The organism is Mesorhizobium sp. IMUNJ 23033 (assembly GCF_044778005.1).
GTDB lineage: Bacteria > Pseudomonadota > Alphaproteobacteria > Rhizobiales > Rhizobiaceae > Mesorhizobium > Mesorhizobium amorphae_A.
Window position 1 is genome coordinate 1 of record NZ_JBJACT010000055.1, and the last position, 21,654, is coordinate 21,654.

The following is a 21,654-nucleotide window of genomic DNA, read 5'->3' on the forward strand; positions in this document are numbered from 1 at the left end:
CAAGGTCGAGCGCGATCAGGTCGAGGATTACGCACGCCGCAAGGACATGCCATTGGCTGAGGTGGAGCGCTGGCTTGGACCGATCCTCAACTATGTTCCCGCGCTCTATGCCGAGGCGGCGGAATAGCGGCGGCAAGCTCTGTCTTTTTCGCTCTGACAGCGAGCGGTGACGGTACTTTTCGAGACGGCTTGGGCGCGCCGTCGAACGCCGCAAAGTGCAAAAATCGCCCGATGGTCCCGATAGTTGGTGAAACCTCAAAATATTTTTTGCGGCGATTTTTCCCTTTAAAAATCAAAAGCGTAACTTTTTGACGGTTTTGATGTCGGAGTTTGCGCGATGTTGGAAAATATTTGACAGTGATTTCAATGGGTTATATGCTGTTTGAACAATCGAGTGGGAGTGAGGGGAAAGACCTGCGAAATTCGGCGAAACGGCTATGTTAGCGTAGAAAAGCATAGTGTTATCTGCGATCTCATCGACTATCGGCACTCCATAGCCAATTGGACCTCGGATATCGGCAAGCTGCTGATTTTCAAGAGGCTGATTTTGATTGCTCCAGACGACAAAGGAGGCAGCGGGAAAATCTGACGGTATTTCCGACTGTATATTCGCAAGCGTCCAAGAGCGGTTGATTGCATTCCGTCAAATGAATCAGCGTACTGCCGGTATTTCTCAACGGCTTAAGTTTTGAAATTGCGAGAGGAATTGCCGTCAAAGGAGCCGTATTTTCCCTGACGGTATTTTGCCCTCCAAATTGGTCGCTCACACTCACTTTGAGCGCGAATTATCCACCGGCTGCGCCAGACCGCGTCAGCACAGTGTCCGCGCCTGCTCGATCGCCTGGCGCAGGCGGCGGATGCCGGCTTCGCTCTGCGCCTTGTTGCAGGCGGCATACCCGAGCACCAGGCCGTTGCCTGAGGTCGACCAATAGTATTTCGACAGCGGCGAGGCGTTGACGCCGAGCCTGTAGGCCTCGACAACCGCGCGGTCATCGCAACCCTCCGGCAGATCAGCGACGAGCTGAATGCCGGCTCCCGCCGGCGAGAGCGTCACGTCGGCGGGCAGTTCGGAGGCGAAGAGATCGTGGAACACTGCATAATCCATGCTCTGTATCGCAGGCACCGGCCGTCCCTGGAAGCGGTACTCGCCGTCGAAATCGTCCTCGATGATCCAGGAATTGTGGCGCTCGGCGATCTCGAACAGGCGCAGCCGCTGGTCCATGCGCATGGTGATGCCAAGCGGATGCTGCAGGCCGGCGTTAATAGATCAGCCGCGGCGCGATGTCAGGCGGGTTCATCTGCCAGCCGTCACGGTCGACGGCAAGCGGCATTATGTTGGCGCCGGCCACGGTGAAGGTCGCCCTGGCGGCATAGTAGCCGGGCTCCTCCAGCCACACCGTGTCGCCGGGGTCGAGCAGCAACCAGCCTATCGACTTGTCGATTTCTCTCAAAGGATTTTCAGCCGCCTTCGATCGGGCGGCCGAGCTGATGAAGTGACAGAGCGGGCTTGCCACGGCAAGAGACGCATCGCGGTCCAGCGGAAAGGTCCTCGGTCTCAAAGACGACCGAACTCGTTAAGCAACTCTTCAAGTGTTTTCCCTTGGGCGACCCGTTCGCGGGTCTTCTGTTCGCGTGCTGCCTGTTCGCGCGCGAGCTCCACGACCGTTTCGGCGCTGGCTACCGGCACGACGGTCACGCCGATCGTGTCGGCGACCACGAAATCGCCGGGATTGATAGGTACGCCGCCGCATTGAATTGGCACGTTGATCGAGAGCTCATCCTTTCTGCCTGAATACATTGTGTGCGTGCCTCGCGCCGTGATGGCGCGGGTCCAGATCGGCCAGCCGATCGCCTCAAGCTCGTCGATATCGCGGCCGGAGCCATCGATGATCATGCCGCGAATGCCGCGGTTCCTTGCGAGCCCGCCCATCAGCCCGCCGCACACCGAGGTTTGCCGGTCGCCGCCCGCGTCGACGACGATGATGTCACCATCCCTGCCCATCTCGATTGCCCTGAGCGGGTCAACGAGGTCTCCGGAAGAGAGCTGGACCGTGAGGGCCTGGCCGACGATTCTCGCCGGAAACGCCGGCTTGATCTCCGAATCCATCACGCCCTGACGGTATTGAGCATCGGCAAAGACGCATGAGGCGCTGTAGCATTTGGCGACCTCATCGAATTTTGCAAGCAGCGCCGGCTGCCGCTCGAAATCGTTGAAAACCTTGAGCATCGCACGACCTCCCTTATCTTCGAGCCGGCGTTCGCGTCAGCTCTACTGCGTTAACCGGGTTGAGCGGCATGCCGCCGGTCAGCACGCGCGCGACTTCTGACGCGGCGGTTTCGCGGGCAACCCGGATCGACTCTTCGGAATAGTACGCCGTGTGGGGTGTCACGATGACGTTGGCAAGCGAGAACAGCGGATTGCCGCTTGGGTTCCAATTGGCGAGCTTGGCCGGCTCCTCTTCAGGATCATCCAAGCCGGCGCCGGCGATGCGGCCTTCGGTCAGCGCCCGATAAAGCGCGCGGTTGTCGATGGTTGGACCGCGGCCGGTATTCACTATAATTGCCCCCTTCTTCACCTGGCGGAATTCCGCCGCGCCCAGGAAATGCCGGGTCTCGGGGGTTATCGGCACCTGCATCATCAGATAGTCGGAGTTTTGGAGAATCTCTGCCTTGCCGACGCGGCGCGCGCCTTTCGCCTCGGCGACGCCCTTCTCGATGTAAGGATCATAAACAAGGATATCGACGCCGAAGCCTTTGGCGCGCTCGGCAATCGCCTGGCCGATCTTGCCGAAGGAGACGATGCCCATTGTGCGTCCCTTAAACCGATGGATCGGTTGCCCGGTCTGCCAACGCCAGATCCCTTCATGGGTCGCGGCGTTGTATTGGAAAAGCTTGCGGGCGAGCGCGAGCCACAGCCCGATCGCATGGTCGGCGACCTCGTCGGTGCAATAGTCGCGGACATTGGTGACAAGAATGCCCTTGGCGGTCGCCGCGTCGACATCGACTATGTCGACACCGATGCCGTAGCGGGCGATCACCCGGCAGCGCTGCATGCGTTCGATGGTCTTCGCGCCGATGCGGGCATACTGGTTCATCATCGCGTCGCAGTCGATCGCCTCGGCAGCCAGTTCCTCCTCCGACTTGGCCTGGAGCCCTACGACGCGCGCCCCGACTGCCTCCAGCACGGCCCGTTCGATATCCAGATTGCCGTAGTCGTAGTCGGTGATGACGACCTTGGGGTGTTCCGCCATGCCGCGTCTCTCCTGCGCTTCAGACGTAGGCGCCGGCCGAATAAGTGAGCTCATAGGAGTGACTGTAGAGCTCGATGATATTGCCGAAGGGATCCTCGCAATAGACCATGCGGTAAGGCTTTTCGCCCGGATAGTAGTAGCGGACCTGGCTCATCCGCTGGCGGCCGCCGAGGGCCTCGATGCGCTTGACGCGCTCTTCGAGATGCTGGTCCTGCAGGCAGATGTGGAAGATGCCCGGACGCCAGTATTCGAAGGGCCGCTTCTCAGGGCGAGTTTTGGGGAACTCGAAGAGCTCGATGCCGATGCCGTCGCCGGTCGAGAGGTGAGCGATCCGGAAACTTCCCCAGCCGGCTCCGAAGACGTCGTCGCACATCTGGCCGATAGCGCTGTCGTCCTGGCTGACCTTGGTCGGCCCCATGATCACATAACAGTCGAAGGCCATCGAGTAGAACTCGACTGCTCTTTCGAGGTCGGGCACGGTGATGCCGATGTGGGAAAAGGTTATGGCGGTCATTGATCTACCTTTCCTTTTTGTCTTGGCAAGGTGAGCGGGCCGACGATGAAGGCGAGTGCGCGACCGATCTCGCCGCGCCACATGTCGACGCCGACCGCGGTCACGATGATGGCGCCGATGATGACGTTCTGGGCCGACGCCGGCACGGCGTTGAGGTTGAGCGCGTTCTGGACGATGACGATGGTAAGCGCGCCGATCACGGTGCTCACGATCTGGCCGCGACCGCCGGCGAGACTTGCGCCGCCGATCACTGCGGCGGCGATCGCCGAGAGCTCCATCCCAACGCCATAATTGGGCGAGCCGGAATTGAGCCGTGCGGCCATGAGCACGGCTCCGACCGCCGCCATCGCACCGGCAATGACGAAGGCAAGGAAGCGCGTGCGGGCGACATTGAGCCCGGAGAGCGCCGCGGCCTGCGGGTTGCCGCCGACCGCGTAGATCGTGCGGCCGAAGGCGGTGTAGCGCATGACGAAGAAGGCGAGTGCGTAAAGGCCGACGACGTAGAAGAGCGGCAGCGGCACCCCGAGAAGAGAACCGTAGAAGATCGGCTCGAGCTTCGGGTGCACGGAGAATACCGGCGAACCGTTGTTGAACATGAAGGCGATGCCGCGGAACGCCGAGAGCGCCGCGAGCGTGGTGATGAACGACGGGATACGAAGGTAGGCGGTGAGGACGCCGTTCACGGCGCCAAGGAGCACGCCGATCAGGAGGACGAACAGAATCGCGAACGGCAGCGGCACGTCCCCGAATTTGATCGCCATGGCGAAAACCATAGTCATCAATGCGATGGCCGAACCGGGGGAAAGGTCGATGCCGCCGGTGAAGATCACGATGGTCGAGCCGATCGCAACGATTGCGACGATGCTCACCTGCAGAATGAGGTTGGACAGATTGCCGACATCGAGAAAGCGGTTGGTGGTGAGCGCGACGACGACAGCCACCAGGAGAAGGGCAGCAAGCGGACCGACGATCTGGTTGCTCACCATCCGCTTCATGCGGCAAGCTCCTCCTGGTCGGCGGAGGCCTTGACCAGGTCGGCCTTGTCGAGGCTCCTGGCATCGCGGATTGCGACGATCCTTCCGCGGCTTACAATGCCGATCCGGTCGCTCATCGCGAGCAGCTCGTCATAGTCGGAGCTGATCAGGATGACGCCCTTGCCGGCGGCTGTAAGCTCGTTGATGAGCTGATAGACGGCGATCTTGGCCCCGACATCGATACCCTGGGTCGGCTCGTCGAGAACGAAAAGCTCGGCCTCCGCGAACAGCCACCGGGCAATCACGATCTTCTGCTGGTTGCCGCCGGAAAGCTCGCCGACCAGCGCCGTCTCGGCAGTAGGCGTGATTCTGAGGCTCCGGATCAGGCCGTGGGCAAGGCGTCGTTCGCGGGCGTGGTCGAGCATGGCTCCGTGCGTGATCCGGCCGAGCCCGGCGATCGAGATGTTCTCAAGCCCGTGGAAATTGAAGAAGAGCCCGTCGGATTTTCGATTCTCCGGCACAAGCGCGATCCCGGCGGCGATCGCGTCGCGCGAGGACAGAAGCTCGAGCGATTTGCCGCGGAGCCGGATTTCGCCTTGCCGAAGCACATCGACCCCGAACAGGGCGCGGGCGATTTCAGTGCGGCCGGAGCCGAGCACGCCGCCAAGGCCGAAGACCTCGCCGCGGCCAACCGTAAAGGTAGCGCCGGCGACGCGGTTGCTCGTGTGGATGGAGCGCACGTCGAGGAGGGCGTCACCCGTGGCATTCGCCGCCTTGGGAAAGTGTTCGTCGACGCGGCCGACCATCTTACGGACAATGGCCCTGATCTCGACCGGCGTTTCCGCTGCGTTCGATACCACGCGCCCATCCTTGAGGATCGTTGCTTCGTCGACCAGTTCAACGACCTCGTCTAGGCGATGCGAGATGTAGAGGATGATCCTGCCATCGTCCTTGAGGCGCAGGAGAAGGCGATGAAGCTCGGCGATCTCGTCGGGGCCGAGGGCGGTGGTCGGCTCGTCGAGAATGATCATCGAGGCGTTGGCCGCGATCGCCTTGGCGATCTCCACGAGTTGCTGGCCGGCGGTTGAGAGTTCGCCCACGATCGCGTCCGGGTCGATCGCGACGTGGATGCGGCCAAGCACGCGCCGGGCTCCCTCGCGCATTGCCGGCCAGTCTATCCGCCATCGGTTTCGCGGAAGCCGGCCGAGATAGATGTTCTCCGCGACCGATAGCGTTTGGACGAGCGAGAACTCCTGAAAGACCGTGGCGATCCCTGCGCGCCGCGCGGCGATCGGGTCGGAAAGCACGACCGGCCGGCCCGCACACAGGATCTCGCCCGAATCGGGCTGATGCACCCCGCACAGAACCTTGACAAGCGTGGACTTGCCGCAGCCATTCTCGCCGAGCAAGCCGTGAATCCGCCCGGCAACGAGGCTGAGCGACACGGAATCGTTCGCCACAACGCCGGGGAAACGCTTGGTCACGTTCCTCAGCTCCCAGACGGGAACGCTCTCTTCCATAGTTCTCCACGCGATCCTTGCTTCGCCCGACCGGGTGGTCCGGCCGAGCGAGGGAGGTGCTGCTTAAGGAACATAAGTTCGTCTCAATACTGCATCGACGGCTTCGGATAGAGCTTGTCGGGCGCCTGCAGAACCGGCAGCACATTGGCCTTGTCGACAATCGTTGTCGGTGTTTCGACAAACCCTCCTGCGAAATTGCCGTCGAGCACGTCGATCGCGACCTGCAACGCAATCTGGCCCATGACGAATGGTGTCGTGTTGACAGTCGCGGTGACCGTGCCTTTGCTGATCTCCTCGAGAGCGGCGGTGTCGCCATCATTGCCAAGCAGCATCAAGTCGTTTCGACCGAGCGACTTAGCGGCGAGTTGGGCACCCATGATCATGTAGTCGTTCGCAGCAAAGATGACGTCGACGTCCGGATGACCCTGGAGCAGGTCCATGCCGGCGGTGTTGCCACCCTCAACATTCCAGCCGCCGGGAATGCTCGCAACAATATCCACATTCGGCTTGCCCTTGACGGCGTCGAGGAAGCCGCCGACGCGCTCTGTCGAATGATAGCCGGGCTGGCCTTCGATGACCGCGGCTTTGACCGATTTATCGCCGAGCCTCTCAAGGAGGTATTCGCCGATCTTGTGCGTGCCTTTGCGTTGCGAATAGCCGACCACGGCATGGACCGGGGTCGGAAAATTGGCGATGTCGGAGTTGACGATGACGACGGAGATGCCTTTGTCGACGGCCTGCTTGACGAGCGGAGCGGCGGCCGCCTCGTCATGGGTCGACAGGACGATGGCGTCGACGCCCTGGGTGATCACGTCCTGGATCATGCCCATCTGGCCGTTGATGTCGGCGCCGCTTTGCGGGGCGAGCATGAAGGTCTCAACATTGCCCTTCTCGGCCGCTGCGGCTTTGAGGCCCTCGCCGATGGCGATGTAGTAGTTGAACTCGGTCGCCGGCGGCATGTAGGCGATGCGGATCTTGTCCTTGCCGGCGCCCTTGGTGATCGGCGCCTGTGCGCCCGGTTGAAGCGGTTGCGGTGCGGCGTAGTCGATGGCGAGGGCAATACCGGTCGCCGTGAGTACTACGACCGCGCTTGTCGCTGCTATCGCGATCAACGATCGAAAGCTGAAGCTCATGTCTTTCCTCCCTTGGACGCTTGACGGGTTCTATCCGGCGAACGGCGCGTCCACGACGCCGCGCACGCCGGGTTTGAAAGCGAAGAGAGAGCCGGCCGTCGGCTCGGCGGCGATCTGCTCCCGCGTCGCCTCCAGTCGCGATGTGGTGATGTAGAGAGTCTCGAGTTCAGGCCCGCCGAAAGCGCAGCAGGTCGGCTTTAACACCGGCACCTCGACCACCCGGTCGATGCTCCCGTCGGGCAGGATGCGGACGACTCGCCGGCCTTCCCATTCGGCATTCCACACGGCGCCTTCAGCGTCGACGCACGAGCCGTCCGGAATGCCCGGCTCTCCCTTGAAATCGTTGAGGACTTGTCGGTTGCCTGGAACCCCGGTGCCCGGATCGTAGTCATAGACCCAGATGGTTCCGACGGAGGTGTCGGCGAAATACATGCGGCGCCCGTCGGGCGAGAAACAGGTCGAGTTGGCGCAGCCAACGCCGGTAATGATCGTCGTTACCGATTCGTCGGGATCGATCCGCAACACGGTCGACTTTTCCGGTCCGGAACCCTCGTTCATTCCGCCAGCGATGAATCGGCCCTGGCGATCCGTGCGGCCGTCATTGAGGCGCGTCGCCAGTTTGTCGGGCTCGAAGCGATGGATCGTCGCGAGTTCGCCGGTGCCGGGGTCGAAGAACGCCACCTCCTTTGCGAGGGCGAGAATGAAACCGCCTTTCTCGCGGGGCGCGAAGCAGCAGACGCGGTCCGCCATGGCGATTGAACCCGAAGCACCTGATGAGGGTTCGAGCCACCACAGACGCTTCCCGTGGATGTCCGTCCACCAGACCCGGCGGTCATGGTGGTTCCACAGAATTCCCTCGCCGTGCAGGTTACGGCAGTCGAGCGCGAGCTCGGCTCTGTCCATGTCTCCTCCCCGGAGCACGTACCTTGGCTTCGTAACGGGCCGTCAGCGAAGCCGCTTCTTGTTGCCGAACTTTCTGGTGTCTGGTATATCACCTTGCAGATGGCAGGCAATACCAAAATCAGCGGCCGGCTTCCCGTCGCCAGGATCAAGCGACCCAAATCGCTTGCGGAAACCGTGCTCCACCAGCTCCGCGAGTCGATCGTCCACGGTGACCTCACGTTGGGTCAGCCTCTCTCTGAACGTCAGCTCGCCGACGATCTCGGCGTGTCGAAGACTCCCGTCAGAGAGGCGCTCGCCCAGCTCCGCGCCGAGGGCCTGGTGCTGATCTATCCGCAGCGCGGCGCCTTCGTCTTCACGCTGAGCGCTCGCGAGGTTCATCAGATCTGTGAATTCCGGAGTGCGGTAGAAACGGCGGCGCTGAGGCTCGCCATCGCGCGCGGCCCCGATGGCTTCGCGGCGGAGCTTGAAGACATCGTGCGCGGCATGGCAGCCGCGCAGCGGCAGGGCGACCGGCGGCTCTATCTGTCCCTGGACACCCGCTATCACGCGGCCTTCTTCGAGCACTGCGGCAATAGCTATCTCCGCGACAGCTATGCGCGCTATGTCGGCAAGATCGCTGCGCTCCGGACCCACCTTGCCGGCAAGCCGCTACACACGAAGCTGTCGTTCCAGGAGCATCGACAGATGCTCGACACCATCCGGCGTGGCGACGCAGACGCAACGATAGCGGTTCTGGATATCCATATCGGACGGACGCGCGAGACCTATTCCAACGGAATCGAGGACATTGCCGCCGCGGACAAAGGAATTCCGGAGGCGAGCTGATGGCGGCACCGCTCCTCGAGCTCAGCGGCATCACGAAGTGGTACGGCACGACGCGGGCCCTTGACGACGTCGATTTCGATCTGAGGCAGGGCGAGGTGCATGCGCTTGTCGGCGAAAATGGTGCCGGGAAATCGACACTCCTCGCCATCCTCTCCGGTGTGGTCGCGCCCGACAAGGGTACGATCAACATAGACGGGCGGGCGGTCACCATTAACGACCCATCCAAAGCGCAGGCGCTCGGCATCAGCACAGTCTTCCAGGAGCTTAGTCTCGCCGGTGCCCTAACGGTCGCCGAGAACGTCTTTGTCGGCCGAGCTCCGACGGCCTGCGGGGTCATACGCTGGAGCGAGCTCCGGCAGCGGACCCGGCAGATCCTTTCCCCCTTCGGCATCGAAATCGATGTCGGTCGCCCGGTTGACCGCTTGCCCGCGGGTACGCGCCAGCTTGTCGAGATTGCCAAGGCACTGTCGCTCGACGCTCGCATCCTTCTCCTCGACGAGCCCACCTCGGCGCTCACCTCCGATGAGGTCGCAGCGCTGTTTGACATCATCACTCGGCTTAAGACCCGGGGCATCGGCATCGTCTATGTGAGCCATCACATGGCCGAGGTCTTCCGGATCGCCGACCGCGTCACCGTGCTGCGCGATGGCCGAAGGATGACCACGCGCGCGGTGCCGGAGACTTCCATTGACGACGTCGTGCGCGCCATGGTCGGCCGGAACCTCGAAATCTTCGCAGCCGAGTCGGCGCTCGTGCCTGGTCCGGTGGCGCTTGCAGTCCGTGGCAACGGAGCCATGGGCAAATCTCGACATCTCGAGCTTGAAATACGGTTCGGTGAGGTCGTCGGTCTCGCGGGCTTGATGGGATCGCGCCGCAGCGAGCTTGCACGCAGCCTCGTCGGCCTGCGGCAGCCGTCTGGAGGAACTGCGATCGAGATCAAGGGCCGTCCGACGCGCCTGCGTGGTCTCCGCGACGCGATGGCCCGCGGCATCGCCTATGTGCCGGACGATCGCAAAGCGGAAGGCCTGTTCCTGTCGATGTCGGTCACCGATAATTTCGTCGTGACTGCGCTTCGTCGGTTCGCGCGGCTCGGTTGGATTGAGAGGGCGGCGGCGACGGCGGCGGCGGGTAGGGCGGTCGAACGCTTCCGGATACGAGTGCCGAGCCTTGCGGCGGCGGCTGGAAAACTCAGCGGCGGCAACCAGCAGAAACTGATGCTGTCGAAGTGGCTTGCGAGCGACCCGGCGATCGTCGTGATTGACGAGCCGACCAAGGGCGTCGACGTCGAAGCGAAAAGGGAGATCCACAAGGAAATCCGCCGCCTCGCTGCTGCCGGTAAGGCGATTCTCTTGATCTCCTCTGACCTCCCGGAGCTCTTCACCATCTCCGATCGGATCGTCGTCATGCGAGAGGGACAGATCGTCGGCGATCTCCCGACACGTTTGGCAACGGAAGAGCGCGTAATGGCTCTTGCCTCCGGCATCGGTCACAAACGCGAAGGGGAGGCGGCCTGATGAGCGTCGACGAGGTCGGTCGGTGGCCTTCGCGTGTCGGCAGCCGTGTCCTTCGGCGCTTCGTCGAGACGCGCGAGTTGACGCTCCTGGTTCTTATCGTTGCGATCATCGTCGGAATGTCGCTGGCTTCGCCGGTCTTCCTGTCGCTGGCGAACTTCCGTGCGATAGCCATCGGCATGGCGCCGACCGTGATCATCGCCGTGGGCATGACGGTGCTCCTGGTCTCTGGTGGATTCGACCTCTCGGTCGGCTCCGTGCTGGCGCTAGCGAGCACCGTGACGGCGCTTCTTCTGTTAAGCGGCGCCTCCATCCCGCTGGCGATTCTTGGTGCGCTTGCTCTTGGCGTCATCATCGGCCTTGCCAACGGCATCGTCGTCACCAGGATCGGTGTCAATCCCCTGGTCGCCACTCTCGGCTCGATGTCGATCGCCCGCGGGATCGCCTTGGTGCTGACCGAAGGATTCTCGCTCAGCAATCTACCGCCGGCCTTCGGGTGGGCCGGCCGCGCCGAGATTCTCGGCCTGCCGTTTCTTCTTTGGGTTGCGCTCGCACTGGTGGTCGTCTTTGACCTCGCCATGCGGCATGGAAGCTTCTTCCGGCAACTCTACTACATTGGCGCGAACGAGAAGGCGGCGCGTCTCTCGGGTTTGGCCGTCGATCGCGTCCGCACACTCGCCTACATGCTGAGCGGACTGCTCGCCGCGCTTGCCGGCATCCTCCTCGCCTCGCGGCTGATGAGCGGTACGCCTACTGCCGGCAACGCGCTCGAATTGCAGGTGCTCGCAGCCGCCGTGATCGGCGGCGCAAGTCTGCGCGGCGGGGAGGGCACCGTCCTGGGCGCGTTTCTCGGCGTCATCTTCGTCGCCTTGATCAACAACGCCATGACCATGCTCGCCGTGTCGATCTACTGGCAGATGATCGTCACCGGCGCCGTTCTTGTCCTGGCCGTTGCGCTCGACATGCTGGTGCGCCGCGGCGACGGGTAAGCCAAGGGCCCATTGGGCTCCAATCGAAGAAGGGAGGAAAGTGATGACGACACTCGATCTCGACCGCCGCAGCCTGATGAAGCTCGGCGGCATTGGCCTCGCCGGGACGGGGCTCGGCCTCGTACCCCAATTCAGCGATGAAGCGCTCGCCCAGGGCGAGGGCATGGAATACGTGTTTCTCTCCTGCGTCACGCAGGTGCCGTTCTGGGTCGACCACCGCAAAGCCCTCGAAGACGCCGCCAAATCGCTGAACATCAAGACTAGCTTTACCGGCCCGCTCGACTTCGACACCGCCGCCCAGGCACGGCAACTCGATGAGCTGATCGCGCGGAAGCCGGCCGGCCTCCTGATCTTTCCCGGCGACGCCGCAGCACTCGCGGGCGGAATCGACCGCGCCGTCGATGCCGGAATTCCGGTCGCTATGATCATCGGCGACGCGCCGGGCACCAAACGCGCCGTGTATCTCGGCATCTCGAACCTCGAAGCCGGCAAGGTCGGGGGCAAGATGCTTGCCGAGGCGATCGGCGGCAAAGGCAAGGTGATCCTGGGTTCGTTCCCCGCGCCTTCGGTTCTGGAGCGGGTCGAAGGCTACAAGGCCTACTTCAAGGAATCCGCGCCTGAAATCGAAGTGGTCGATGTGGTCAACGACAAGGCGGACCCGTCTTATGCCCCCACGGCCTACAGCCAGTCACTTCTTGCTCACCCTGACGTGGTCGGTATCGGCGGCACCGACGGCGACAGCGGCAAAGGTGCTGCCATTGCGGTGAATGAGACCGGCCGCCAAGGCCAGGTCAAGATTGTCGCCATGGACCGGAACGACGACATGCTTCCCTACATCGAGGACGGAACCATCGTCGGTGCCGTCGTTCAAAAATCCTATGTCGAAGCGTTTCTCGCCGTGCATCTGCTTCATTGGCTGAACACTGACGGGATGAAGGTCGTGCCGGACTACAAGGCGGCCGGCGTCAACCCCTTGCCGGAAAAGGTCGAGACTGGCGTGATGCGCCTCACCAAGGATAACGTCGCTCAATTCAAGCACTGAGCGACGGGCCGGGCCGCGGACCCTCCGTGGTCCGGTGGGGTATAACACCGCTGACCAGGTCACTCGAGATGGCCTAAGCTCCGGACGGAATCAGGATCTACGCCCTCGCGTGGGGCTGGATAGCGACGCCGCTGACGAAGCTCGGCCGGACGATCTGGAGCAAAGCCGAAAGAGCTGTCTGTACGATTATCTTCTAGAGCCTACAGCTACGCCCCTGACCGTCGAAAACATGAGCGTCGGCCGGGTCGAAGCGGAAGCGTACAGACGAGCCGATCGTTATCGGCGGTTTGCCTTGCAGTTCCACAGTCACGAGCTGGGGCAGGCCGTCGACCTTGAGATAGAGCAAGCTAGTGCCGCCGAGCCGCTCGACGAGGACGGTCTCGGCCGCGATGCCCTCATTGTCGACGAGCGAAATGGCGTTGGGACGCACGCCGATCTCCGCAACCTCGCCTGACCGGAGGCGCAAGCGTTCGCGAATGGAAAAGAGCAGCTGGCCGTTCGCGGTAAGTCGAAAGCCGGCGCCGTCGCTCGCCCGTTCCACGTCGACTGGCAGGAAGTTCATCTTCGGCTGGCCGAGAAAGCCGGCAACAAAACGGTTGGCCGGCCGCTCATGGAGATCGAGCGGCGCGCCTTCCTGGACGACCCGGCCCTTGTCCAGGATAACGATGCGCTCCGCCAGCGTCATGGCCTCGACCTGGTCATGTGTCACGTAAATCATGGTCGTCTGGAGCTGCCTGTGGAGCCGAGCCATCTCGACACGCATCTGCGCACGCAGATCGGCATCGAGATTGGACAGCGGCTCGTCAAAGAGAAAGACGTCGGGCTTGCGCACGATCGCGCGGCCGATCGCGACCCGCTGCCGCTGGCCACCGGAGAGCTCTCGCGGCCGGCGCGCAAGAAGCTCTTCGATCTGCAATATGGCCGCCGTCTCCGCGACCTTCCGGTCGATCTCGGCCTTGTCCGTGCCAAGCATCTTCAGGGCAAAGCCCATATTCTCGGCCACGCTCATATGTGGGTACAGCGCGTAGGACTGGAACACCATGGCGATGCCTCGGTCGGCCGCCGCAACCGCGTTCATCGGCTTGCCGCCAATGCTGAGCTCCCCCGAACTGACGGATTCCAGCCCGGCGATCATCCGGAGCAAAGTCGACTTGCCGCAGCCCGAGGGGCCGACGAAGACGACGAACTCGCGGTCGTGCACGGTCAGCGACACGTCGCGCACGGCCTCGACACGGCCAAAAGTCTTCGAGACGTTCTTCAGTTCGACGGACGCCAAGTCACGACCCCTTCGCAGCGACGGCCCACATTTCGATCTCCACCAGGAAGCCTGGGAGAAGAGCGGACCGCACGGCAGTGCGCACGGACAGGGGCTCTACAATTACCTTCTCGCAGGGGGCGTTGAAGCGCGCCCAATGGCGAAGGTCGGCGAGATAGACGTTGACCTTGAAGACGTCGCGCAGCCCGCAATCAGCGGTGCCCAGCTGCCTTTCGCAGTTCTGCAGCGTCGCGGCGGCCTGCTCCTCGATCGTATCGCCCACGACATTGCCGTCCATATCGACGGCGACCTGGCCGGAAATGACGACGAGATGACGGGCGTCCACCTGCAGCACCGGCGAGTAGGGCCCGGCGGTTACATGCTGGGTCGCGCCGCGCGGGCGGCTCTTCAGCGGATGCAGCGCTTCGTTACCGATTGTCTCGTCCATGATGCTATCCCTTGACCGAGCCGTTGAGCAGGCCTTCGACGACAAAGCGCCATACGAGGACGACCAGCACCAGGGTCGGAACGATTGCGATGAAGATTGCCGTGTTGAGCAGGCTCCACGAGACATCGGTGTTGCGCGCCAGGGCAGCCATCACCACCGATACCGGCCGGGTGGCGGCGTCGCCGGACAAGACCATGGAGAACATGAATTCGGAATAGGAGAGCATGAAGGCAAACAGGCCGGTCGCGCCGATCGACGGCAAGGCGAGCGGCAACGCGACGCGCAGGAAGGCCTGCAGACGACTGCAATGGTCGAGGACTGCAGCCTCGAACAGCTCCTGCGGCATCTTGCGGAAGAAGACGGAGAGGATCAGCACGGTGAAGGGCAGGGCCTTGGCCGTGTGGACGAGTATGATCCCGATCCGGGTTCCGGTCAGCCCCAGGCCCTCGAGCATCATGTAGATCGGGGTCACCAGCGCTATCGCCGGAACCAGCGGCGACAGGATCAGGAACATGAAGCTGAGCTTCTTTCCGGGAAATGCATGGCGCGCGTAGATGAAGGCTGCAGGTGCGCCGAGGAGCATGTTGAGCAGCATTGCGCTCAACGCAATGATCGAAGAATTGACAAGGCTCTGCGGCACCTGGCGCGCGGCGTCCGAGATCATCGCGCGGTTGGCGCTTGCCTGCCGGTAGGATGCCGGCAACTCGCCGGTGAAGATATAGCGATAGCTTTCGAGGCTCGGTCCCTCGGAAAGAACGCTGCGGTTGGGGTCGAGCAGAATGCGGTCCGGTACCAGGCTGCCATAGAGCGCAAGCGCCACCGGCCCACCGGTGAAGAGCAGGATCAGCGCAGCGAAGAGGAAGGTGAGCAGCGGATTGCGGTGGCCTGGCATCTCAGTCGCCCTCGAACAGGTCGGACGGCAACGCGCGGGTGATCGCCAGGATCATCACTGCGGAGATCGCCACGACGATGAAGGCGACCGCCGAGCCCGTGCCGAAGTCGTACATCGAGAAGCTTTCCTTCCAGATCTGGAAGGAGAGCAGCGTGGTGGCCGTGCCGGGCCCGCCGCCGGTCATGGCGTAGACGAGGTCGTAGGTCGTGAAGGCCGCCAGGGCATTGTAGATCAAAAGCACGACGAACATCGACTTGATCTCGGGAAAAATCACATGGCGGAAACGCCTGACCGGACTGCGGCAATCGATCGCTGCGGCTTCAAGGGTCTCGGAATTGATGGCCGAAAGCGCCGCCATGATGAGCACCACGGCGAAGGGGATCTGAGTCCAGACATGCGCCACCACGACTGAGATCAGCGCGAGCTTCGGCGAGGTAAGCCAGGGAATGGAGCCGTCGATCGCCCCCATCGCGCGCAGCGTGCCGTTGAGCACGCCGAAACTGGGATGGAACACCCAGATCCACAGCACCGCGCTGATTGCCCCAGGCAGCACCCAGGGCAGGAGCACGATCGAGCGGACGATCTTCGAGCCGAAGAACCGGCGCTGGAGGAACAGGGCGGTCAAGGTGCCGAGCACCACTACCAGGGGGGCGGCAATCGCGGTGAAGAGCAGGGAATTGTAAAGCGCATCGAGGAAATAACCGCTCTTGACCACGCGGACATAGTTGTCGATGCCCGTAAACGGCGTGTCGGGGAAAAGCAGCAGCACCGAATGCATGCTGGTCCACAGCACATAGGCGATCGGATAGATCGTCATCAGCGCGACCGGCAGCAGCGCCGGCAGGAGCCAGATGGCCGGAAAGCGTTGCGTGGTCCACATGGGCAGGTCCGCTTTTCAGTTGGACGGCGAGCGGCCGGGCAACTCGCCGCTTTTATCGCGGACCTAGCGGCTGGCGAACTGTTCCCGCATCTGGTTCCAGCGCTCCGCGCCGTCCTTCATGACCTGCTCTACGGGAGCTTCGCCGACCATGGCCTTGGCGAGCAGCGGGCGGAAATAGGCCGACCATTGCGAGCCCCACTCCGTCCAGGTCCCCGCCCGCGCCGTCGCGACCTGCTGCTTCAGCGTCGGCACGTCGATCCATTTGCCCCAGGCTTCAATGACCGATTGGTCCTCGAACAGCGGAAGCTGCCCGAAGCCGAGGCCCTTCTCTGCGGCCCAGCGCTTGGCGACCGTATAGGGCTTGCCGGCCATGAAGTTGATGAACTTCCAGGCGGCTTCGGCGCGTGCCGGATCGGCCGCCGTCTTCGCCGTCACCGCATAGAATTTCGAGAAGCCGAGCGTGGTGTGCGCCTCACCCGGCATAGGCGCCAGAGCGAACTGGCCAGCGAGCGGCTGGTCGGCCGCGTTGTTCATCGCCGCCAGCACATAGTTGAAGACGACGGTGAAGGCGTGCTGGCCGGTGTTCATCGCGAGGATGATCTTCGACTCATGCGTTTCTGGCTGTACCAGCCCCTTGGAGAAGGCGTCGGCAAGCCACTGCAGTTGCTTGTAGGCGCCGTTCTCTGGATTGTCGAAAGCGGCCTTCTGCTCGGCATCGAAGAGTTGCGCGCCGCGGCCATAGGCCTGCGCCACGAAGGCGTCGAAGAAGTTCGGGAGCTCCTGATTGTATTCATAGGAAATCGGATGCTCCATGCCGCCAGCCTTGAGCTCTTCGGCAGCCGCGGTTACCTCCTCCCAGGTCTTGGGCGCGGCGATGCCCTTATCCTCAAGGATCTTCTTGTTATAGATGAAGGAGATCGTATCGGCGTAATAGGGAAGGCCGTAGAGCTTGCCCTTGTAGGTCATGTCGCTCAACGCAAAGCCGGCAATGTCCTTCTTCAGGTCGTCCACCGCGCCTGCCGGCGCGATGTCGTCCAGCGGCGCCACGAATCCGCCTGCGGCCCAGGCTGGCAACCAATCCTGACCGCCATAGATTACGTCGGTGGGTGTACCGCCACGAAAGCGCAGGACAAGGCTGTCCTGATAGTCCGGCCAGGTGTAGTCGGTGACCTTTACCTTGATACCCGGATTGGCTGCCTCGAACTTCTTGACGTTGTCCTGAATGGTTTCAAGGGAATAGTTCCAGACCACGAACTCCAGCGTGATGTCCTCGGCCAGGGTCGGATTCGTCAAGAAAGCGCTGGAAGCCAGCACTGCAGCGGTCAACAGCTTACAGAGTTTCATCGAGACTCCTCCCTTCGCCTCGGCGCACCTTCGAGCCTTTATCCGCCGGCGCAACCATCAAATGGTCGTTGACTCAGGGCTCAGTGGTTGGACAATATGAACCGATCAGGATCAATTGCAACCTATTTGAATGGCTTTTGGAGACGTAAGCGCGCCAGGATTTTCGATGATGCGCCGTCCGACTTTAGGAGATGGATCAAATGCGGTGGGAAGAACTGAGCTCTCCGGATGTCGCATCGCTTGATCGGGAGCGCACCGTGGTCATGCTGCCGTTGGGCTCGGTCGAGCAGCACGGCAATCATATGCCACTCGGTACCGACACCATGCTCGCCCATGCCGTTTCCTTGGCGGCGGCGGAACGAGCCCGCGACGCCGTGGTGCTGCCGCCACCCTGGTTTGGCTTCTCGGTGCACCACATGCGTTTCCCCGGCAGTGTCACGTTGAGGGCTGAAACGCTGATCGCGGTGGCGGAGGACGTCGTCGCCTCGTTGGTGCAGCACGGTTTCCGCCGCATCCTGATCGTCAACGGCCACGGCGGAAATGCCGGCGTCATCGATCTGTTGGCGTCCACGCTCGGATATCGGCACTACGGGGCCGCCAGGATCGCCGCACTCACCTATTTCCATCTGGCACGTCAGGCGATCGCGAAACTGAGGCGATCGGAGCCCGGCGGCATGGGCCATGCCTGCGAATTCGAGACCGCGATGGTCCAGCATCTGCGCCCCGATCTGGTGAGGATCGAAAAGGCCGACGCGACCTATCCGGATCCTGGATCGCCGTATCTGACGACCGATCTCTTGGGGTCATCTGCGATCCGCACCTATCATGATTTTGCGGACCTCTCGTCAAAGGGCACGCTCGGCGACCCTCTCCTCGCCAGCCCGGAGGCGGGTTCGGCCTTCTTCGAAGCCGTCGTCGGCGCGCTCTGCGCCTTCATCGAGGATTTTCGTGGCTGGCGGATTCCGGAATCGCCCAAATAATCCAGCGCCTCGAGGTCGGTGTGATCGGGCTTGGCTCTTTCGGCCTGCGTCATGCGTTGATCTATGCCGAGCGTCTGTCTGCATCGGTTGAAGCGGGCCTGCGCGTTGATGTCGAGTGCTGATTGCTCCAGATTGCGCACGAATGGTTGACTTGTGTTGACTGATTCTGCTTCTTGCCAAGAGTTTCACGGGACCTGACCTTCGATGGCGTACTCCGCAGCATCGCCGGAACTGACGGCGATAACCACCAACGACCGGGCGACGCCGTCGCTCATCTACCGTTCGCTGCTGCGCGGCATCAAGGATGGCCTCATGGTCCCCGGTGCAAAACTGCCCAACGAGCGCGAGCTCGCCCAACAGCTCGGGACCAGCCGCACCGCCGTCCGCAGCGCTCTAGCCATGATGGAACGGCAGGGGCTTGTGCACCGGCGGGTCGGCAGCGGCACTTTTCTGGCCGACGATGCGCGCGACGTTTTCAGCCGAATGGACCAGACCAATGCCGCGAGCCATGAGGCGGTCCCTTCTTTTGCCGAAATTGTCGAAGGTCGGCTGCTGTTCGAGCCGGCGATGATGCACCTCGTCGTGACGCGTGTCGACGACGACGAGATTTCTGAGATGCGGCGAACCCTAGGCGAGATCGTCTCCGCGCCCAGTTGGGAGGATTTCAAGGAGAGCATCTACGCGCTGCATCGGCAGATGTTCGCCAGCACGAAGAACAAGTTTCTGGTGCAGATCATGAACAGCATTTTGAACGAGCGGCGGGCGGTTCATTTCGACGGCCGCAACACCGATAAGCCGGCGCCAGAGCCGGTGCGGAAGCAGACCCACAAGGACTTGCAGCTCATTGTCGACGCGATCGCCGCCCGCGATGCGACGCGCGCCGAGCAGCTAGTCTCCGACCATCTAATGCGCTCGCTCGCCACGGTCAACATCTGGCAGTAAGCCGTTACAGAGCCGATGGGATCGATCGGTCGCCGTTTCTGTTGAAGCCGCTGCCGTCGACCAGCCGGAATTGATGGGTCCAGCATCAGATGGGACCCGCTCAGGGGCGAAAGCCAGGGATTTCAGGTGTCAGCGAGTAGCTTTCCGTTGCTTGCTGTGCTTTTTGCAGTACCGCCAGAGCATCTCCAGCCTTCCAGGTGTCGGAGAGAGGGCTTCTCAGTCGGCGGCCCTCCGAGGTCGGCTCGATCGTCCAATCGATCCGGATCGAGCCCTTGTCATTGGAAAACGCACCGTATTTCACCGCATTGGTCGCGAGTTCGTTGAAGGCGATCCCAAGCGCCAGCGAGGCCTTTGTCGAGAGGCGGATGTTGTCGCCGGCAATCACCAGGCGCTCGGTCCGCCCATCGGTGACGCCGAACGGTTCAAGTGCATCGTGGAGGACATCGAGCAACCCGGCGCTGTGCCAGTTTTCGCGGGTCAGCAAATTGTGCGATCGGGAGAGCGCAAACAGCCGCGACTCGACAGCTTCGCGGATCGCCCGCGGGTCGGAATTGGCTCGCGATGCCTGCCAGACGATCGACTGCACTGTTGCAAGCATGTTCTTCACGCGATGGTTCAATTCGTCGATGAGCATCCGCGATTGCGCCTGCTCCTCCTTGTGTCTGGTGAGATCGACGAAGGAGGTAAAATACTGGACGATGGCGCCGCTCCTGTCGCGGACAGGATTGACGAAAAGGGCCGCCCAGAATTCGCTGCCATCCTTGCGCCTGTAAAGGATTTCCGTGCTCGCCTCCGAATTGGCTTCGAACTCCGCCTTGATACGTTTCAGCGCTCCGGCGTCGGCGCCGTCCGCCATCAGGAAATTGAAGGGCTGACCCAGGACCTCTTCCCTGGCGTATCCGGTCAGGGCGAGGAACGCGTCATTCGCAAAAATGATGGGATTGCCGGGTTCGTTTGCATCAGTGAAAACCATGGCCATTCGCGTTGTCTCGGCAGCAACAACGAACGGGCCAAGGTCGTGCTGAAAGCTCTCGACTTCGGCTTCGGCGTCCTTCTGCTGTTCGGACTTGTCAGGCATCGTGACCATTGATCCCGCCCCGTCGGCGCAAGCCATTCGACAGCGTAGCTTGCCCAAGGCCTCCGCGCTACAGGCATTGAACTCGTCGCTTTTCGAGACCTCCTCTGCCCCGGTGTCGCGACTGCGCGCTGGACGACGGCCCGCGACGAACCGGACTGAACGCAAAAAGCCCGCCGCACCTTTCGGCGAACGAGCTGATATGTGCGGCCCCGCCTCCAAGCGAGAGGCAGTCGATGGTTCCGGTCCGCAATAGCACGACAAAGGAGCAGTTCCCGATTTCCTGGAACTGGGGCTCGGACCCATATCACTCACGCGGCATCCGGCGGCTCCGACTTGGAGTGCCTGCGGTCCTCAAGCTCGGCCGCGTGCCACTCGAGGAAGAGGCTGTAGCCGATCGCCAACAGCGTTGGGCCCAGGAACACACCAATGAAGCCGAAGGCGAGAATGCCGCCGAGGAATCCAAAGAACCCGAGTACCACGGGCAAACTGTTGGACTTACTGAGAACATAAGGCCTGAGGATGTTGTCAATGCTGCTGACGAGGAGCAAGCCCCAGACCGCGACGAAGATACCCGACCAAACGGCTCCCTGGACAAATAGCCACAGCGCCACCGAGCCCCACACAAGCGGGGGGCCTGCCGGCACGAACGACAGGACAAACGTAAGGAAGCCGAGCAATAGCGCCTGAGACACACCGGCGATCCAGAAACCTATGCCAGCCAACAGAGCCTGGACGAGCGCTGTGCCGATTAAGCCGTAAACAACGCCGTGCACGGTCGCGCCCACGACCGTGAGCAGGTGCCGAGCGCGCGACCCGGCGAATCGTTCGGCGCTCTCGCGCACGTACGCTCCCATCTGCCGGCCGTGACGGTAGAAGAAGAAGGCGATGAATACACTCAGACCGAGTTCGAGAAGGCCGATGCCGAGCACAGTCCCGCTGGCGACGGCCATTCCGGCGGCGGGTCCGATCAGCTTCTTGAGTTCAATCATGAAGGCGGGTGCGTTGTGGGCCAACCTTTCCCAATAGGCAGCGAGGCTCTCGCCAATCACCGGGAGCCCTGCGACCCAATACGGTGGCGCCGGCGGGCCCTGCTCGAGCATGCGGCCCGCCGCCGTGATCAGGTTGCTTACGCTGTCCGCCAGTGTCGCCACCATGAGGGCGAACGGTGCGACC

General features: G+C 62.4%; 22 protein-coding genes. 6 read left to right on the top strand and 16 right to left on the bottom strand.

All coding sequences use genetic code 11. The features are described 5' to 3' along the window. Window positions 1-811: 811 nt before the first annotated feature. The 9 genes from ACFX5Q_RS33365 to ACFX5Q_RS33405 form a co-directional block, all read right to left on the bottom strand. Window positions 812-1,228, bottom strand: coding sequence for a hypothetical protein (locus tag ACFX5Q_RS33365; RefSeq protein ID WP_404284658.1), 417 nt, complete (start codon window positions 1,226-1,228; stop codon window positions 812-814). Between the two features lie 31 nt (window positions 1,229-1,259). Continuing rightward, a complete protein-coding gene (locus ACFX5Q_RS33370) occupies window positions 1,260-1,451 on the bottom strand; it encodes a hypothetical protein (protein ID WP_404284660.1) in 192 nt (63 codons plus the stop codon). A gap of 104 nt (window positions 1,452-1,555) precedes the next feature. Further along, the gene (locus tag ACFX5Q_RS33375) at window positions 1,556-2,227 is read right to left on the bottom strand and encodes an RraA family protein (RefSeq protein ID WP_404284662.1); all 672 of its coding nucleotides are present in this window, start codon (window positions 2,225-2,227) and stop codon (window positions 1,556-1,558) included. A gap of 13 nt (window positions 2,228-2,240) precedes the next feature. Further along, window positions 2,241-3,251 carry a C-terminal binding protein gene (locus ACFX5Q_RS33380; protein ID WP_404284664.1) on the bottom strand — a complete coding sequence of 337 codons (1,011 nt, stop codon included), beginning with the start codon at window positions 3,249-3,251 and terminating at the stop codon, window positions 2,241-2,243. A 19-nt stretch (window positions 3,252-3,270) separates the two neighbouring features. Beyond that, window positions 3,271-3,765: a lactoylglutathione lyase family protein gene (locus ACFX5Q_RS33385; RefSeq protein WP_123149322.1), complete on the bottom strand. Its 495-nt coding sequence runs from the start codon at window positions 3,763-3,765 to the stop codon at window positions 3,271-3,273. Then, a complete protein-coding gene (locus tag ACFX5Q_RS33390) occupies window positions 3,762-4,760 on the bottom strand; it encodes an ABC transporter permease (RefSeq protein ID WP_404284666.1) in 999 nt (332 codons plus the stop codon). The genes ACFX5Q_RS33385 and ACFX5Q_RS33390 overlap by 4 nt, the downstream gene beginning before the upstream one ends. Next, window positions 4,757-6,223, bottom strand: a complete 1,467-nt coding sequence (locus ACFX5Q_RS33395; protein WP_404284668.1) for a sugar ABC transporter ATP-binding protein — start codon at window positions 6,221-6,223, stop codon at window positions 4,757-4,759. The genes ACFX5Q_RS33390 and ACFX5Q_RS33395 overlap by 4 nt, the downstream gene beginning before the upstream one ends. 119 nt (window positions 6,224-6,342) lie before the next feature. After that, window positions 6,343-7,392: a sugar ABC transporter substrate-binding protein gene (locus ACFX5Q_RS33400; RefSeq protein ID WP_404284670.1), complete on the bottom strand. Its 1,050-nt coding sequence runs from the start codon at window positions 7,390-7,392 to the stop codon at window positions 6,343-6,345. A gap of 30 nt (window positions 7,393-7,422) precedes the next feature. Beyond that, window positions 7,423-8,295, bottom strand: coding sequence for an SMP-30/gluconolactonase/LRE family protein (locus ACFX5Q_RS33405; protein ID WP_123149326.1), 873 nt, complete (start codon window positions 8,293-8,295; stop codon window positions 7,423-7,425). 99 nt (window positions 8,296-8,394) lie between these two features. On the opposite strand from ACFX5Q_RS33405, the gene ACFX5Q_RS33410 reads away from it, so the two are divergent. The 4 genes from ACFX5Q_RS33410 to ACFX5Q_RS33425 are packed head-to-tail and all read left to right on the top strand — an operon-like array spanning window position 8,395 to window position 12,662. Continuing rightward, window positions 8,395-9,120, top strand: coding sequence for a GntR family transcriptional regulator (locus ACFX5Q_RS33410; RefSeq protein WP_404284696.1), 726 nt, complete (start codon window positions 8,395-8,397; stop codon window positions 9,118-9,120). Next, the gene (locus ACFX5Q_RS33415; RefSeq protein WP_404284672.1) at window positions 9,120-10,634 is read left to right on the top strand and encodes a sugar ABC transporter ATP-binding protein; all 1,515 of its coding nucleotides are present in this window, start codon (window positions 9,120-9,122) and stop codon (window positions 10,632-10,634) included. Before ACFX5Q_RS33410 ends, ACFX5Q_RS33415 begins: the two co-directional genes overlap by 1 nt. Beyond that, a complete protein-coding gene (locus ACFX5Q_RS33420; RefSeq protein WP_404284674.1) occupies window positions 10,634-11,620 on the top strand; it encodes an ABC transporter permease in 987 nt (328 codons plus the stop codon). The genes ACFX5Q_RS33415 and ACFX5Q_RS33420 overlap by 1 nt, the downstream gene beginning before the upstream one ends. Window positions 11,621-11,663: 43 nt before the next feature. Continuing rightward, window positions 11,664-12,662 carry a substrate-binding domain-containing protein gene (locus ACFX5Q_RS33425; RefSeq protein ID WP_404284676.1) on the top strand — a complete coding sequence of 333 codons (999 nt, stop codon included), beginning with the start codon at window positions 11,664-11,666 and terminating at the stop codon, window positions 12,660-12,662. Window positions 12,663-12,855: 193 nt separating this feature from the next. Here the strand turns inward: ACFX5Q_RS33425 and ACFX5Q_RS33430 are convergent, their stop codons facing one another. The 5 genes from ACFX5Q_RS33430 to ACFX5Q_RS33450 form a co-directional block, all read right to left on the bottom strand. Beyond that, window positions 12,856-13,938, bottom strand: coding sequence for an ABC transporter ATP-binding protein (locus tag ACFX5Q_RS33430; RefSeq protein ID WP_404284678.1), 1,083 nt, complete (start codon window positions 13,936-13,938; stop codon window positions 12,856-12,858). Window position 13,939: 1 nt separating this feature from the next. Continuing rightward, window positions 13,940-14,365: a RidA family protein gene (locus ACFX5Q_RS33435; RefSeq protein WP_404284680.1), complete on the bottom strand. Its 426-nt coding sequence runs from the start codon at window positions 14,363-14,365 to the stop codon at window positions 13,940-13,942. A gap of 4 nt (window positions 14,366-14,369) precedes the next feature. Continuing rightward, window positions 14,370-15,257 carry a carbohydrate ABC transporter permease gene (locus tag ACFX5Q_RS33440; RefSeq protein ID WP_404284682.1) on the bottom strand — a complete coding sequence of 296 codons (888 nt, stop codon included), beginning with the start codon at window positions 15,255-15,257 and terminating at the stop codon, window positions 14,370-14,372. A 1-nt stretch (window position 15,258) separates the two neighbouring features. Then, a complete protein-coding gene (locus tag ACFX5Q_RS33445) occupies window positions 15,259-16,137 on the bottom strand; it encodes a carbohydrate ABC transporter permease (RefSeq protein ID WP_404284684.1) in 879 nt (292 codons plus the stop codon). Between the two features lie 63 nt (window positions 16,138-16,200). Then, a complete protein-coding gene (locus ACFX5Q_RS33450) occupies window positions 16,201-17,481 on the bottom strand; it encodes an ABC transporter substrate-binding protein (RefSeq protein ID WP_404284686.1) in 1,281 nt (426 codons plus the stop codon). Window positions 17,482-17,681: 200 nt separating this feature from the next. Between ACFX5Q_RS33450 and ACFX5Q_RS33455 the strand changes: the two genes are divergently transcribed. Both ACFX5Q_RS33455 and ACFX5Q_RS33460 read left to right on the top strand, forming a co-directional pair. Beyond that, a complete protein-coding gene (locus ACFX5Q_RS33455) occupies window positions 17,682-18,461 on the top strand; it encodes a creatininase family protein (protein ID WP_404284688.1) in 780 nt (259 codons plus the stop codon). Window positions 18,462-18,665: 204 nt separating this feature from the next. Then, the gene (locus ACFX5Q_RS33460; RefSeq protein ID WP_404284690.1) at window positions 18,666-19,403 is read left to right on the top strand and encodes a FadR/GntR family transcriptional regulator; all 738 of its coding nucleotides are present in this window, start codon (window positions 18,666-18,668) and stop codon (window positions 19,401-19,403) included. 100 nt (window positions 19,404-19,503) lie between these two features. On the opposite strand, the gene ACFX5Q_RS33465 is transcribed toward ACFX5Q_RS33460, so the two are convergent. Continuing rightward, complete coding sequence (locus ACFX5Q_RS33465; RefSeq protein ID WP_404284692.1) at window positions 19,504-20,700, bottom strand: HWE histidine kinase domain-containing protein; 1,197 nt, start codon at window positions 20,698-20,700, stop codon at window positions 19,504-19,506. 89 nt (window positions 20,701-20,789) lie between these two features. Then, a partial coding sequence (locus ACFX5Q_RS33470) for an AI-2E family transporter (RefSeq protein WP_404284694.1) occupies window positions 20,790-21,654 on the bottom strand: 865 nt, incomplete at its 5' end.

What these genes read in the sequence shown, in the direction of transcription:
- ACFX5Q_RS33365 (WP_404284658.1), bottom strand. Translation starts at nt 1,228, where the DNA reads ATGCGCATGGACCAGCGGCTGCGCCTGTTCGAGATCGCCGAGCGCCAC.
- ACFX5Q_RS33375 (WP_404284662.1), bottom strand. Translation starts at nt 2,227, where the DNA reads ATGCTCAAGGTTTTCAACGATTTCGAGCGGCAGCCGGCGCTGCTTGCA.
- ACFX5Q_RS33380 (WP_404284664.1), bottom strand. Translation starts at nt 3,251, where the DNA reads ATGGCGGAACACCCCAAGGTCGTCATCACCGACTACGACTACGGCAAT.
- ACFX5Q_RS33385 (WP_123149322.1), bottom strand. Translation starts at nt 3,765, where the DNA reads ATGACCGCCATAACCTTTTCCCACATCGGCATCACCGTGCCCGACCTC.
- ACFX5Q_RS33390 (WP_404284666.1), bottom strand. Translation starts at nt 4,760, where the DNA reads ATGAAGCGGATGGTGAGCAACCAGATCGTCGGTCCGCTTGCTGCCCTT.
- ACFX5Q_RS33400 (WP_404284670.1), bottom strand. Translation starts at nt 7,392, where the DNA reads ATGAGCTTCAGCTTTCGATCGTTGATCGCGATAGCAGCGACAAGCGCG.
- ACFX5Q_RS33405 (WP_123149326.1), bottom strand. Translation starts at nt 8,295, where the DNA reads ATGGACAGAGCCGAGCTCGCGCTCGACTGCCGTAACCTGCACGGCGAG.
- ACFX5Q_RS33410 (WP_404284696.1), top strand. Translation starts at nt 8,395, where the DNA reads ATGGCAGGCAATACCAAAATCAGCGGCCGGCTTCCCGTCGCCAGGATC.
- ACFX5Q_RS33415 (WP_404284672.1), top strand. Translation starts at nt 9,120, where the DNA reads ATGGCGGCACCGCTCCTCGAGCTCAGCGGCATCACGAAGTGGTACGGC.
- ACFX5Q_RS33420 (WP_404284674.1), top strand. Translation starts at nt 10,634, where the DNA reads ATGAGCGTCGACGAGGTCGGTCGGTGGCCTTCGCGTGTCGGCAGCCGT.
- ACFX5Q_RS33425 (WP_404284676.1), top strand. Translation starts at nt 11,664, where the DNA reads ATGACGACACTCGATCTCGACCGCCGCAGCCTGATGAAGCTCGGCGGC.
- ACFX5Q_RS33435 (WP_404284680.1), bottom strand. Translation starts at nt 14,365, where the DNA reads ATGGACGAGACAATCGGTAACGAAGCGCTGCATCCGCTGAAGAGCCGC.
- ACFX5Q_RS33440 (WP_404284682.1), bottom strand. Translation starts at nt 15,257, where the DNA reads ATGCCAGGCCACCGCAATCCGCTGCTCACCTTCCTCTTCGCTGCGCTG.
- ACFX5Q_RS33445 (WP_404284684.1), bottom strand. Translation starts at nt 16,137, where the DNA reads ATGTGGACCACGCAACGCTTTCCGGCCATCTGGCTCCTGCCGGCGCTG.
- ACFX5Q_RS33450 (WP_404284686.1), bottom strand. Translation starts at nt 17,481, where the DNA reads ATGAAACTCTGTAAGCTGTTGACCGCTGCAGTGCTGGCTTCCAGCGCT.
- ACFX5Q_RS33455 (WP_404284688.1), top strand. Translation starts at nt 17,682, where the DNA reads ATGCGGTGGGAAGAACTGAGCTCTCCGGATGTCGCATCGCTTGATCGG.
- ACFX5Q_RS33460 (WP_404284690.1), top strand. Translation starts at nt 18,666, where the DNA reads ATGGCGTACTCCGCAGCATCGCCGGAACTGACGGCGATAACCACCAAC.